This is a genomic window from Clavibacter sp. AC415, from assembly GCF_979252985.1.
This window is the reverse complement of record NZ_CEEDAR010000022.1, coordinates 41,081-54,257: the sequence shown is the minus strand read 5'-3', so window position 1 is coordinate 54,257 and position 13,177 is coordinate 41,081. Positions and strand designations below refer to the sequence as shown.

Genomic DNA, 13,177 nt, shown 5'->3' with positions numbered 1-13,177 from the left:
CGGCCAGGTGCGGACGCGCGCCCGGGGAGGCGGCGTAGGCGTCGAGGGCGACGACGTCGTCCGGGGTGAACGGCCGCAGCAGGAGCCGCGACGCGCGGACGGGGCCGCGCACCTCGACCGGGTCGAGCGCGGGGAGGTCGCCGTCCACCGGGGGCTCCGGGGTCAGGTGGCGGGCGGCGTCGCCGCCCACTCGTCGGCCAGCACGGCGTAGTCGAGGCTGTCGACCCACTCGCCCTTCACGAGGTGCTCCTCGCGGAAGCACCCCTCGCGGCGCATGCCGAGGCGCTCGGCCATGCGCGCCGACGAGGCGTTGCGGGCGTCGAGCTGCGCCACGACGCGGCGCTGCGCCCCGGCGCGCTGGAAGGCGAGGTCGAGCACGGCCCGGCTCGCCTCGGTGGCGTAGCCGCGGCCGCCGAAGTCCGGGTTCATGACCCAGCCGGCCTCGACCTGCCGGGACGCGGCGTTGCGGAGGAGGAGCGACACGTCGCCGATGACGCGGCCGGACGCGGCGCGTGGGGGTCTCAGGCTCGGCTCGTCGGGCAGCTCGACGGGCGAGCCCGAGGGAAGTCGTGGCTCTGCTCGAGCCGGGTCCGCCGGCGCCGCTGGGCGAGGTGCCGACGCGAGGCCTCGCGGTCGCGGAGCGGCGACAGAGCATGATCCTCGACGACGTCGGGGCGACGCTGGATGTCGGCGTAGTCGTCGAGGTCGTCGGCCGTGTAGGGCCGGATCACCAGGCGCTCGGTGCGCACGGGGGCGGTCATCCTGAGCGGCACGTCGAGGCGCGGACCGCGGAGGACGCGGGGCCTCACGATGCGGAGCCGGCCTCGGCCGTGCGCGGGAGCGCCACGGCGACGGGGGAGGAGACGGCGGCGGGCATCTCCACGTCGAGGCCGAACAGGGCCTGCACGGCGTCGACCACGCGGGCGCCCTCGCCCTGGCGCGCGAGCTCGCGGGCGCGGACGGAGGGCTGGTGCACGAGCACGCTCACGAGGTGGCGCAGGGCCCTCTCGGTCGCCTCCGACGCGTCGCCCCGGCGCCGGACGCGCTCGAGCTCGCCCTCGAGCACGTCGAAGATGTGGGTGCGGAGGGCGACCACGGCCGGGGCCACCTCGTCCTCGGCGCTCGCGGCGCGGAACTCGGCCGCCGCGGTGCTGACGATCTCGCGCGCGTCGTCCGTGGCGGTGAGGTCGCGGAGCGGGGCGTGGAGGCTGATGGTCTCGAGGTCGAGGAGCTCGACGCCCTCGACGGTGACGACGTCGGGGTCGACGTTGCGGGGGAGCCCGAGGTCGATGACCAGGCGGCGGCGGCCGTCCCCGGCAGCACGGCGGCGGCGGCCTGCATGTGGTGCGCGGCGAGCACGGCGGTGGGCGCGGTGCTGCAGGTGACGACCACGTCGGAGGCGGCGAGGGCGCGGAGGAGGTCGCGGCCCTCGACCGCGGGGATCCCGTGGGGCCCGGCGAACTTCCGGGCGCGGCCGGACGGCGAGTAGACGTGCACGTCGTGCACGCCGCGGTCGCGCAGGGCCGCGAGGCTCGCCCCTGCGTAGGCGCCGGTGCCGACGAGCAGGACGCGGGTCGCGGACCAGTCCGCGATGCGGCTCTCGGCGAGGTCGAGCGCGAGGCGGACCATGGAGCGCCCGGCGCTCTGCAGGCCCGTGCGGGTCTTGACCCCGCGGGAGGTGTTGGACGCGGTCTGGAAGAGGCGCTCGAGACCTGCTGCTCGTGGTGCCGCCGCTGCGGGCGCCCTCGAGGGCCCGGCGGACCTGCCCGGCGATCTCGCCCTCGCCGACGACGACGGACTCGGTCCGGAGGAGACCGCGAAGAGATGCTCGGCGACGGCGTCGCCGCACTTGACGTCGACGCTGCCGCGGACGTCGTCGCGCGCGATCCCGCTGGCGCCGCTGACCACGTCGACCGTGGCCTCGACGGCCAGGGCGCGGGCGGCGGTGAGGGGCTCCTCGACGTCGAGGTACGCCTCGAAGCGGTTGCAGGTGGCGAGGACCACGGCTCCCGCGATGAAGTCGTTGCGCTCCATGAGCGTGCCGGCGACGGAGGGTGCGGCACGGCACAGCTTCTCGAGGACCTCGAAGCTGGCGTTGTGATGACTCGCCGTCAGACATATGAGCACACCCCATGGTAAACCTCCCCGCCGTGTGGTCGCGGCCGGTGAGGGTGCCCTGCCCTGCCTCCCGGCCGAGCGGCCGCGCAGGCGGGGGATGCGATGATCTTCCCCGTGATCACGCCCACCGCCCCCTCCTCGTCGCCCGCGTCCGCCGCCGTCCCGCTCCCCGCGGAGCACCCGCTCAACACCCGCACCGCGTCGTCGCTGCTCGTCGAGGCGTACCGCGGCCACCGCGGAGAGCGCGCGCCCGTGTGGTTCATGCGCCAGGCCGGCCGATCGCTGCCCGAGTACCGGGAGCTGCGCGTCGGCACCCGCATGCTCGACGCGTGCCTGGACCCGGAGATGGCCAGCGAGATCACGCTGCAGCCGGTGCGCCGCCACCACGTCGACGCGGGCATCTTCTTCAGCGACATCGTCATCCCCCTGAAGCTCGCGGGCGTCGGGGTCGACATCGTCGCGGGGCGCGGTCCGGTGCTCGAGCACCCCGTCCGCACCGCGGCCGACGTCGCCGCCCTCCCGTCGCTCGACCCGGCCGCCCTGGAGCCTGATCCGCCAGGCGGTGGCCCGCACGGTTGCCGAGCTCGGCGACACCCCGCTCATCGGCTTCGCCGGCGCGCCGTTCACGCTCGCCGCGTACCTGGTGGAGGGCGGGCCGAGCAAGGACCACATCGCGGCCCGCGGCCTCATGCACGCGGATCCCGACGCCTGGGACGCCCTCATGCGCTGGTGCGCCCGGATCACCGGCGTCTTCCTGCACGCGCAGGTCATGGCGGGCGCGTCCGCGGCGCAGCTCTTCGACTCCTGGGCCGGCGGCCTGTCGCTCGCCGACTACACCGAGCGCGTCGCCCCCGCGTCGGCCCTCGCGCTCGACCACGTGCGCACCGTCACGGCGGCGGACGGCCGCACGGTGCCGCTCGTGCACTTCGGCGTGGGCACGGGCGAGCTCCTCGGCGCCATGCACGACGTGGGCGTCGACGCGGTCGGCGTCGACTGGCGCATCCCGCTCGACGAGGCGTCCCGCCGGCTCGGCGGCTCGGTGCCCGTGCAGGGGAACGTCGACCCGGCGCTGCTCGCGGCCCCGTGGCCGGTCCTCGGGGCGCACGTCCGCGAGGTGCTGGAGCGCGGGAAGGCGGCCCCGGCGCACATCCTGAACCTCGGCCACGGCGTCCCGCCGGAGACCGACCCGACCGTGCTCACGCGCATCGTGGACCTCGTCCGTGAGTAGCGATCCGCGACAGGAGGCGGGAGAGGTCGACCCGACCGACGTCGTCGTCATCGGCGGCGGGGTGGGCGGTCTCGTCGCTGCGCGCGCCTGCGCGCTGGCCGGCCGCCGCGTGATCCTCGTCGAGGCCTCGCCCGCGCTGGGCGGCACCGTCGGATCCCACGTGGTCGACGGCCTGCGGCTCGACAGCGGCGCGGAGAGCTTCGCCACCCGCCGCGGCACGGTCGCCGCGTTCCTCGCCGAGCTCGGCCTCGCCGACCGCATCGTGCAGCCGAACCCGGACGGGGCCTGGGTCCAGCTGGCCGAGCGCGCCATCCAGCTGCCGCGCACGGGCCTCCTCGGGATCCCCGCGCACCCGTTCGACCCCACGATCGCCACCGCCATCGGGCGCGCGGGCGCAATCCGCGCGAAGGCCGACCTGCTCCTCCCCGCCGCGGTCGGGGCGCGGGAGCGCACGCTCGGCGGCCTGGTGCGGGCCCGCATGGGCGACCGGGTCGTCGACCGGCTCGTCGCCCCCATCGTCTCGGGCGTGCACAGCGCCCACCCCGACGAGGTCGACGCCGACGCGGTCGCCCCCGGCCTCCGCCAGGGCCTCGCCGAGCAGGGCTCGCTCGGGCGCGCGGTCGCGTCCATGCGCGCCGCCTCGCCCGCCGGATCCGCCGTGAGCGGCATCGTGGGCGGGGTGCACCTGCTGGTCGACGCGCTCGTCGCCGACCTCGAGCGCCTCGGCGTCGACGTCCGCACGTCGCTCGCCGTCTCGTCCGTGCACCGGCACCGCTCGCACGAGGGCGCGGCCGCGCACGACGACTGGCACGTCGACCTCGCGGACGGCCGCGGCATCGACGCCGCCGGCGTGGTGCTCGCGATCCCCGCCCCGGCCCTCGTCCGGCTGTTCTCGGGCCTCGCGCCGCGCGCCGTCACGGAGGGCTGGCCCGCGCCGTCCTCCGTGGAGCTCGTCACCCTGGTCGTGCGCGCGCCCGAGCTCGACGCGGCGCCGCGCGGCACCGGCGTGCTGGTCGCGGCCGACGCGCCGGGGATCCGCGCCAAGGCCCTCACGCACGCCACCGCAAAGTGGCCGTGGCTGCGCGAGCTCGCGGGCGACCGGCACGTCCTCCGCCTCTCCTACCGGGCGCGCGGGCGGCGACGACGACACGGCGGGCATCCCGGACGACGAGCTGACCGCGATCGCCGTGCGCGACGCGTCCGCGCTCCTCGGCGCCCCGCTCGCGGGCCGCGTCACCGGATCCGCCCGCGTGCGCTGGACCAACGCCCTCCCGTTCGCCGCCTCCGGGCACCGCGAGCGCGTGCAGGCGGTGCGCGACGAGGCCGCCGAGCACCCGGGGCTCGAGATCACCGGATCGGCCGTCGCGGGCACCGGCCTCGCGTCGGTGGTGGCCGACGCGCAGGCCGCCGCCGCCCGCGTCCTCGCCCGCTGACGCACCCTGCGCACGGCCCCTGGCCGGGCAGCGCCCGCGCCGCCCGGCCCGACCACGCGGGTGCGCCGGAGGGATACGCTGAACGGGCGTGTGCTGCACGTGCCCCCTCAACGATCGGAGATCTCCCATGAAAGGCAAGCTTCTCTTCGTCGCCGGAGCCGGTGTCGGTTACGTGCTCGGCGCCCGCGCCGGCCGCAAGCGCTACGAGCAGATCCGCACGAACGCCAAGAAGGTCTGGGACGACCCGAAGGTCCAGCGCCAGGTCGACAACGCGGCCGGCTTCGTGAAGGACCACACCCCCGACGTCGCGCACGCGGTCGTCGGCGGCGCCAAGAAGGTCGTCGGCACCGTCACGGGCGGCAAGAAGGACGCCGCGAACGGCTCCACGCCGTCGAGCGCCTCCACCTCGCAGTACCCGACCATGGACCCCGCATCGCCCGAGCCGAACGGCTCCGGCACCACCCGCTGACCCGCCCGCCCATCCCCAGGAGGGAAACCCGCATGACGGATCAGGATCTCAATCCGAAGAGCAAGCGCTCGCTCGTCCGGCTCGTCGCCGACCTGCCGACGCTCATCGTCCAGCTGATCAAGGACGAGATCGAGTCGTTCAAGAACGAGCTCGTCTCCAAGCTCAAGCACGCGGGGATCGGTGCCGGCTTCCTCGTCGTGGCGCTGTTCTTCGCGTTCATCGCGTTCCTGGTGCTCGTCGCCGCCGCGATCCTCGGCCTGTCCGAGGCGTTCTCGCCGTGGCTGTCCGCGCTCATCGTCGCGGGCGTGTTCCTCCTGATCACGGCGGTGCTGGCGCTGCTCGGCATCCGCTGGATCAAGAAGGGCGTCCCGCCGACGCCCGAGGAGACCGTCGACAGCCTCAAGGAGGACGTCGACGCGGTGAAGGGGACGGGCAAGTACTGACCACTCGACCGCCCCCGCCCCACGGGACCCCGGTCCCGCACCGAGCTGAAGCTCGACATCCAGCACACGCGCGAGGAGATCTCCGCCACGCTCGACGCCCTCGAGGGGAAGCTGAACGTCCGCCGTCGTGCCCGGGACGGCATCGCCGACCTCCGCCGCCGCATCCGCCGCACGGCCGACGAGGACCCGCTGCTCCTCGTCGCCGTGGGCGTCGGCGCGGTGGTCGTCGTCGGCGGCGTGGTCTGGGCCGTGGCCCGCGCCGCGCGCCGCTGACCCGCCGCACGAGGCGCTCGTCGTGACCGAGGGGGAGCCCCGGCGCCCGCGACGCCGTACGGCGCCGGAGCCCGGCGACCTCGGGGCGCATCCGCTGCTGCTCCCGGGCGCCGTCGGGCTCGCCGGCTCGCTGGCCCTCCTCCTCGCGTCCTTCGTGGTGGGGCACACGCCTGCCGAGTCGGGGCTCAGCCGGATGCCGGTCATCGGCGCGCTCCGCGTCTCCGCCCTCGCGACGGGCATCGGATCCGTCGCGGTGGTCGTCGGCGGCGTCATGCTCACCGCCGGCTGGCTGCTGCTCGGGGCGCTGCTCCCGCGCCTCGGCGCCGCGGGCCTCCGGGCCACGCTGCGCCTCGCGGTGCTCTGGTCCGTCCCGCTGCTGCCGAGCGCTCCGCTGTTCAGCCGCGACGTCTACTCCTACATCGCGCAGGGCCGCGTGCTCGCCGCGGGGCTCTCCCCGTACGAGCACGGCCCCGCGGTGCTCGACGACTGGCGGAGCACGGGCGTCGACCCGCTGTGGGCCCACAACCCGGCGCCCTACGGCCCGCTCTTCCTCGCCGTCGAGCGCGTCATCGGCGGGATCGACGAGGCGCTGGGCGTCGAGGTCGCGGTGCTCGCCGCGCGCGGGGTCGCCGTCCTCGGCGTCGTCCTCATGGTCGCGTGCGGCCTGCGCATCGCGCGGCGACGCCGCATCGACCCGGTCCTGGACGGTGTGGTTCCTCGCCGCGAGCCCGCTCGTCGCCTTCAACTTCGTGATGGCCGCCCACAACGACGCCCTCATGCTGGGCCTCCTCGTCGCGGGACTCCTGGCGGCCATCGACTCGCGGCCGGTGCTCGGCGTCCTCCTGGTGACGGGCGCCGTGGCGGTGAAGCCCATCGCGCTGCTCGCGCTGCCGATCATCGCCATCGTCCACGCCGAGATGCGCGCGCGCCGCGTCGACGACCGGGCGCCGGCCGGCGTCGCCGTCGACGGTTCCGTTGGCGCGGTGCCGGGCCTCCGCCCGCCCACGCGCGATCCGCGCGTCTGGGCCGCCTGGATCGCCTCCGCGGTCGCGACGATGGGCCTCCTCGCGCTCGCCGGCGAGCTGCTCGGCGTCGGGCTCGGCTGGATCTCCGCCCTGTCCAGCCCCGTCTCCGTGGTCTCCTGGTTCATGCCGTTCGGCATCGCCGCGGGTGCCGTCGGCCCGCTCGTCGAGGCCCTCGGCGGCCCCGGGGGCGCCGTCGAGGGCGGCATCAAGACCGCGGGCATCCTGCTCGGGTTCGCGGGCGCGGCCTGGTGCATCCTCACGACCCGCACGCTCTCCGGCGAGGCCCGCCTCGCGCTGGCCTTCGCGTGCGTGGTCGCGATGTCGCCCGTGGTGTACCCCTGGTACGGCCTGTGGGTGCTCGTCATCCTCGCCGTGGTCGGCATCGCCGACGGCGCGGCCATGTCGCTCGCGGTGTCCGCGACGGTCTTCCTCGTCGGCGTCAACCTGCTGGAGCCCATGGCCGTCGTGCACTCCGTGGGGTCGGGATGGCCGCGGGTGCTGGTGGTCGTCGTGACGGTCGTGGGCGTCCTCGGGGTCCTCGCGCCCGGGCTGCAGGGGCTCGCGGGGACGGATCCGTTCCGGGCCCTGCGCGCGCCGCGCCACCAGTTCTCCGCCGCGCGGCAGCCCCCGGCCTGACGCGCGCGGCCGCGCCCGGCCCGACGCACGCGGCCGCGCGCGGGAATGCGCGCGCCCGCCCGGGACGTTCCCCCGGGACACCACCGACGGGAGCGCGACCATGGACACCGACCTCGACTGGCACGACCTCATCCGCCGCGCGCACAGCGGCTTCGCCGACCGGCTCGGCGCGGTCACCGACTGGACGGCCCCGACCCCCGACGTCGAGTGGGACGTCCGCGAGCTCGTGTCCCACGTCATCGAGGAGCAGCAGTGGGTGCCGCTCCTCCTCGCCGGCCACACCGCCGAGACGGGGCAGGCGCTCATCCGCGAGCTCGACGACGACCTGGTGGCCGAGTGGGGCCGCTACTCCAGGGAGGCCCTGGCCGCGTGGCAGGGCGTCGACCCGGAGCGCCCCGTGGTGCTCTCCACCGACCGCGTGCCGGCGCGCGAGTACCTGCGCGAGCAGCTGTCGGACGTCGTCATCCACGGCTGGGACCTCGCGCGGGCGACGGGCGCGGACGAGCGCATCGACGACGAGCTCGTGCGCGCCACATGGACCGTGTTCGCTCCCCAGAAGGACACCCTCGAGGCGAGCGGCCTCTTCGCGTCGCCCGTGCCGGTCGCGGAGGACGCGCCTCTGCAGGTGCGGCTGCTGGCGCTGACCGGCCGCGACGCCCGGTAGCCGGGGAATGATCTGACGGCCGTCCGGCCGATGCGGGACGGGGTCCCCACGCGACGTACCATGGGGGCATGAGCATCCCGTCCGCCGAGTCGGCGGCATCGCAGGTCCCCCCGATCGACCCCTCCGCTGAGGCGCGTCCCGGTGACACGTCGACCCCCGAGGCCGGCCCCACCGGCTACGCCCTCTGGGCCGTCCTCCGCCGCGACCCGCAGCGCCCCGACGACCTCGACGGCCGCGAGGTCCCCGGCGCCGTCGACGAGCTCGACGGCATCGTCGCGATCGTCGAGCGCGAGGGCGTCACCGTCCGCGGGTTCTACGACGTCTCCGGCATGCGCGCCGACGCCGACCTCATGGTCTGGATCCACGGCCCGCAGATGGAGACCCTGCAATGGGCCTTCCGCGAGATCCGCCGTGCGCGCCTCATCCGCGCGCTCATCCCCTCCTGGAGCGCCGCGGGCGTCCACCGCGACGCCGAGTTCAACCGCGCCCACGTGCCCGGCTTCCTCCGGGGCGAGGAGCCGCGCGACTGGCTGTGCGTGTATCCGTTCGTGCGGTCCTACGAGTGGTACCTGCTCCCGCCCGAGGAGCGCGGCCGAATGCTCGCGCAGCACGGCCGCCAGGGTGCGGCCTTCCGCAGCGTCGTCGCGAACACGGTCTCGTCGTTCGGCCTCGGCGACTACGAGTGGATCCTCCCGCTCGAGTCGAACGAGCTCATCGACCTGGTCGACATGATGCGCGACCTGCGCAACACCGATGCGCGACGTCACGTGCGCGAGGAGGTCCCGTTCTACACGGGCCGCCGCATCACCACCGCCGAGCTCGTGGAGGTCCTCCAGTAATGGCCGCAGTGAACCTGGGCCGCAAGCCCGCCCCCGCCACCGACGCCCCGCGCGAGCCGGGCGCCCTCGTCTCCGCCGCGAGCCCCGCCGCGCAGCACGGCCCCGCGCACGTCGAGGAGGCCGTCGCCTACGACGCGATCCTCCTGGCGTCGTTCGGCGGCCCCGAGGGCCAGGACGACGTCATCCCGTTCCTCCGCAACGTGACCTCCGGGCGCGGCATCCCCGAGGAGCGCCTCGAGGAGGTCGCGCACCACTACCGCGCGTTCGGCGGCATCAGCCCCATCAACGAGCAGAACCGCGAGCTGAAGGCGGCCCTCGAGGCGCGCCTCGCCGAGCGGGGCATCGACCTGCCCGTGCTCTGGGGCAACCGGAACTGGGGCCCGTACCTCAACGACGCGCTGCGCGAGGCCGAGGAGAAGGGCTACCGCCAGCTCATCGCCGTCGCCACGAGCGCGTACAGCTCGTACTCGTCGTGCCGCCAGTACCGCGAGGACTTCGCGGACGCGCTCGAGGACACGGGACTCCAGGGCGTCGTCCGCATCGACAAGGTCCGCCAGTTCTTCGACCACCCGGGCTTCGTCACGCCGTTCATCGAGGGCACGCGCGACGGGATCCGCGACGTCGTCGCCCACTTCGAGGCCGAGGGCGCGCCGGTCGACCTCGCGACCGACGTCGAGATCATGTTCAGCACCCACTCCATCCCGTCGTCGGACGCCGCCAAGTCCGGCCCCGCGGAGCGCGGCTTCGACCAGGACGGCGCCTACGCGGCGCAGCACCTCGCCGTCGCCGAGGTCGTCATGCACGAGGTGCGGAAGGAGCTCGGCATCGACCAGGACGTGCCGTGGCAGCTGGTGTACCAGTCGCGGTCCGGCCCGCCGTCCATGCCGTGGCTCGAGCCCGACGTGAACGACGCCATCGGCGAGCTGCCCGCGAAGGGCCGCCGCGCCGTCGTGATCGTGCCGCTCGGCTTCGTGAGCGACCACATGGAGGTCAAGTGGGACCTCGACAACGAGGCCACCGAGTCCGCGGCCGAGAACGGCCTGTACTCGGTGCGCGTGCCCACGCCGGGCGTGCACGCCGCGTACGTCGACGGCCTCATCGACCTCGTGCTGGAGCGCCGCGACGGCATGGCGGCCGCCGACCGCCCCCACATGACCGACCTCGGGCCCTGGTACGCACGTCTGCCGCACCGGCTGCTGCGAGAACGTGCGGCTGGGGTTCAAGCCCGCCGTCTCCGGGCTGGCACCGTGACGGACGGTCCCACGACGCCGACCCCGCGGACGACGCTGCGCATCGGGACCCGGGGCAGCGCGCTCGCCCTGGCCCAGACGCGCGCGATCGCCGCGGAGATCTCCGGCGCGTCGGGACTCGAGGTCGAGCTCGTCCCGGTCACCACGCACGGCGACACGTCGCGCGAGTCCCTGGCGACCCTCGGCGGCACGGGCGTGTTCGCGAGCGCCCTCCGCGAGTCGCTCCTCCGCGGCGAGTGCGACCTCGTGGTCCACTCCCTGAAGGACCTGCCGACGGCGCCCTACGCGGGCCTCACGGTCGCGTCCGTGCCCGCGCGCGAGGACCCGCGCGACGTCGTGTGCGCGCGCGACGGCCTCACCCTCGCGACCCTGCCGCGCGGCGCGCGCGTGGGCACCGGCTCCCCGCGCCGTCGCGCCCAGATCCTCGCCGAGCGCCCCGACCTCGAGGTGGTCGACATCCGCGGCAACATCGACACGCGGCTCTCGCGCGTGAGCGCCGGGGACCTCGACGCCGTGATCCTCGCGGCCGCGGGCCTCGAGCGCATCGACCGCATCGACGCCGCCACCGAGCACCTCGAGCTCGACCGCTGGCCCACGGCTCCCGGCCAGGGCGCGCTCGCGCTCGAGATCCGGGCGGAGGACGCGGAGACGCACTCCGAGGTGGGCCGCGCGGTCGAGGCCGTCGACGACCCGTTCACGCACGCCGCCGTCCTCGCCGAGCGCGGCGTCCTCGCCGCCCTCGAGGCGGGCTGCGCCGCGCCCATCGGCGCGTTCGCCTCCGTCACCAGCGGGCGGCTCGCCCTCACCGCCGTCGTCTACCGGCCGGACGGCACGCAGCGCATGGCCGCGAGCACCGAGCTCGACACCTCGGGGGTGGAGGTCGCCCAGCTCGGCGCCTACGCCGCCACGCTCTCGGGACCCGTGTCCCGCGAGCTCCTCGACGCCGGAGCGGCCGGCCTCGCGCCGCTGGGAGGGACCCGATGACCTCGACGGACCAGAAGCCCCTGAAGGGCTGGCGCGTGCTCGTGCCGCGCGGCGGGCCGTGGGGCGACGGCGTCGCCTACGACCTCCGCGCCCAGGGGGCCACGCCCGTCGTCGCGCCGATGATCAACTTCGCGGCCACGCAGGACGCCCCGGGCCTCGAGCAGGCCCTCGCCGACCTCGCCGGCGGCACCTTCGACTGGCTCACCGTCACGAGCGCCACCACGGTCGACGTGCTGTCGTCCCACCGCGCCTCCGTGCCGGAGGGCACCCGCATCGCCGCGGTCGGCGAGACCACCGCCGCAGCCCTCGTGGCTGCCGGCTACACGGTCGACTTCGTGCCGTCCATCGACTCCTCCGCCACCGCCCTCCTCGAGGAGTGGACCGAGATGGCCGCCGGGTCCCCGCGCCGCCGCGTGCTCACGCTGCGGTCGGAGATCGCGAAGCCGACGCTCACCGACGGGCTCATCGCCCGCGGCCACGACGTGCGCTCGGTCGTCGCCTACCGCACGGTCGGCGTCCCCGTCAGCGACCGGATCCGGGAGGACGTCGCCTCGGGCCGCGTCCGCGCGATCCTCGTCACCTCGGGCAGCGTCGCGGAGCAGGTCCACGAGCAGCTGGGCGACGTGCCCGAGGGCGTGCTCATCGCGTGCATCGGCCCGCGCACCGCGAAGGACGCGCGCCGCTCCGGCGTCCGCGTCGATGTGGTCGCGCCCGAGCGCTCCGCCGCGTCGCTCATCCAGTCCCTCGTCGACATCTCCCGCCAGGAGGAGCCGCGCACCGACAGCGCCGCCATCGCCGGCCTCGCCGACCTCCTCGATCGGAGCACCACCGAATGACGTCCCCGTACTACCGTCCGCGCCGCCTCCGCACGTCGCCCGCCATGCGCCGCCTGACCGCGGAGACGCGCCTGCACGCCGCCGACCTCGTGCTGCCGATGTTCGTGCGCGAGGGCCTGGCGGAGGCGCAGCCCATCTCCTCCATGCCGGGCGTCTCCCAGCACTCGCTCGACAGCCTGCGCCGCGCGCTCGTCGAGGCCGCGGAGTCGGGCATCGGCGGCGTGATGCTGTTCGGCGTGCCCGCGGTCCGCGACGCGGAGGGCACGGGCGCCAGCGATCCCGACGGCATCCTCAACGTCGCCACCCGGGTCGCCGTCGAGGAGGTCGGCGACGCGCTCGTCGTGCAGACCGACCTGTGCCTGGACGAGTTCACCGACCACGGCCACTGCGGCGTCCTCGACGCCCACGGCGTGGTCGACAACGACCGCACGCTCGACCGCTACCGCGCCATGGGCCTCGCCCAGGCGGAGGCCGGATCCCACCTGCTGGGCCTCAGCGGCATGATGGACGGCCAGGTCGGCGCGGTCCGCGAGGCCCTCGACGACGCCGGGCACCACGACGTCGCGATCCTCGCCTACGCGGCCAAGTACGCCAGCGCCTTCTACGGCCCGTTCCGCGACGCGGTGGACTCGCAGCTCGTCGGCGACCGCCGCACGTACCAGATGGACAACGGCAACCGCCGCGAGGCGCTGCGCGAGGTCGAGCTCGACATCGAGGAGGGCGCCGACGTCGTCATGGTGAAGCCCGCCATGAGCTACCTCGACATCCTCGCCGACGTCGCCGCGTCGAGCAGCGTGCCCGTCTGGGCCTACCAGATCTCCGGCGAGTACGCGATGATCGAGGCCGCCGCGCAGAACGGCTGGATCGACCGCGAGCGCGCCATCGAGGAGAGCGTCCTCGGCATCAAGCGGGCCGGCGCCGACGCGATCCTCACCTACTGGGCCGTCGAGCTCGCCGAGCGCCTCGCGCGGCGCTGAGC

At 75.2% G+C, this 13,177-nt stretch carries 11 protein-coding genes and 6 pseudogenes; 13 read left to right on the top strand and 4 right to left on the bottom strand.

The genetic code is table 11. From position 1 onward, the window contains the following. Positions 1 to 162 precede the first annotated feature (162 nt). The 4 genes and pseudogenes from ACZ411_RS15205 to ACZ411_RS15190 form a co-directional block, all read right to left on the bottom strand. On the bottom strand, positions 163 to 483 hold the full coding sequence (locus ACZ411_RS15205; protein ID WP_464171455.1) for a GNAT family N-acetyltransferase: 321 nt from the start codon (positions 481 to 483) through the stop codon (positions 163 to 165). Between the two features lie 38 nt (positions 484 to 521). Then, positions 522 to 761, bottom strand: a complete 240-nt coding sequence (locus tag ACZ411_RS15200) for a hypothetical protein (RefSeq protein WP_464171453.1) — start codon at positions 759 to 761, stop codon at positions 522 to 524. 44 nt (positions 762 to 805) lie between these two features. Beyond that, entirely contained in the window at positions 806 to 1,108 is a 303-nt protein-coding gene (locus tag ACZ411_RS15195) for a hypothetical protein (protein ID WP_464171451.1), read from the bottom strand. A gap of 278 nt (positions 1,109 to 1,386) precedes the next feature. Next, positions 1,387 to 2,127 (bottom strand): annotated as a pseudogene (locus tag ACZ411_RS15190) (glutamyl-tRNA reductase); the annotation flags it as partial. Between the two features lie 93 nt (positions 2,128 to 2,220). On the opposite strand from ACZ411_RS15190, the pseudogene hemE reads away from it, so the two are divergent. The 13 genes and pseudogenes from hemE to hemB all read left to right on the top strand — a co-directional run bounded on the left by hemE (position 2,221) and on the right by hemB (position 13,175). Further along, positions 2,221 to 3,346, top strand: a pseudogene (gene hemE / locus ACZ411_RS15185) (uroporphyrinogen decarboxylase). Further along, positions 3,339 to 4,779, top strand: a pseudogene (gene hemG / locus ACZ411_RS15180) (protoporphyrinogen oxidase). Before hemE ends, hemG begins: the two co-directional pseudogenes overlap by 8 nt. Before the next feature lie 127 nt (positions 4,780 to 4,906). Further along, entirely contained in the window at positions 4,907 to 5,248 is a 342-nt protein-coding gene (locus tag ACZ411_RS15175) for a hypothetical protein (protein ID WP_094115036.1), read from the top strand. A 32-nt stretch (positions 5,249 to 5,280) separates the two neighbouring features. Then, the gene (locus tag ACZ411_RS15170; RefSeq protein WP_464171449.1) at positions 5,281 to 5,691 is read left to right on the top strand and encodes a phage holin family protein; all 411 of its coding nucleotides are present in this window, start codon (positions 5,281 to 5,283) and stop codon (positions 5,689 to 5,691) included. Positions 5,692 to 5,730: 39 nt separating this feature from the next. Continuing rightward, positions 5,731 to 5,964: pseudogene (locus tag ACZ411_RS15165) on the top strand (DUF3618 domain-containing protein); the annotation flags it as partial. A gap of 22 nt (positions 5,965 to 5,986) precedes the next feature. Next, positions 5,987 to 6,601: pseudogene (gene mptB / locus ACZ411_RS15160) on the top strand (polyprenol phosphomannose-dependent alpha 1,6 mannosyltransferase MptB); the annotation flags it as partial. 70 nt (positions 6,602 to 6,671) lie between these two features. Further along, entirely contained in the window at positions 6,672 to 7,625 is a 954-nt protein-coding gene (locus ACZ411_RS15155) for a hypothetical protein (RefSeq protein ID WP_464171447.1), read from the top strand. Between the two features lie 100 nt (positions 7,626 to 7,725). Next, positions 7,726 to 8,289, top strand: coding sequence for a TIGR03086 family metal-binding protein (locus ACZ411_RS15150; protein WP_094115040.1), 564 nt, complete (start codon positions 7,726 to 7,728; stop codon positions 8,287 to 8,289). Between the two features lie 68 nt (positions 8,290 to 8,357). Beyond that, positions 8,358 to 9,128 carry a hydrogen peroxide-dependent heme synthase gene (gene hemQ, locus ACZ411_RS15145; RefSeq protein WP_464171444.1) on the top strand — a complete coding sequence of 257 codons (771 nt, stop codon included), beginning with the start codon at positions 8,358 to 8,360 and terminating at the stop codon, positions 9,126 to 9,128. Further along, positions 9,128 to 10,379, top strand: a pseudogene (locus tag ACZ411_RS15140) (ferrochelatase). Before hemQ ends, ACZ411_RS15140 begins: the two are co-directional and overlap by 1 nt. Next, entirely contained in the window at positions 10,376 to 11,362 is a 987-nt protein-coding gene (hemC, locus tag ACZ411_RS15135) for a hydroxymethylbilane synthase (protein WP_464171442.1), read from the top strand. Before ACZ411_RS15140 ends, hemC begins: the two are co-directional and overlap by 4 nt. Continuing rightward, on the top strand, positions 11,359 to 12,198 hold the full coding sequence (locus ACZ411_RS15130; RefSeq protein ID WP_104289581.1) for a uroporphyrinogen-III synthase: 840 nt from the start codon (positions 11,359 to 11,361) through the stop codon (positions 12,196 to 12,198). The genes hemC and ACZ411_RS15130 overlap by 4 nt, the downstream gene beginning before the upstream one ends. Continuing rightward, positions 12,195 to 13,175 carry a porphobilinogen synthase gene (gene hemB / locus ACZ411_RS15125; protein WP_464171440.1) on the top strand — a complete coding sequence of 327 codons (981 nt, stop codon included), beginning with the start codon at positions 12,195 to 12,197 and terminating at the stop codon, positions 13,173 to 13,175. Before ACZ411_RS15130 ends, hemB begins: the two co-directional genes overlap by 4 nt. The last annotated feature ends 2 nt before the right edge of the window (positions 13,176 to 13,177 follow it).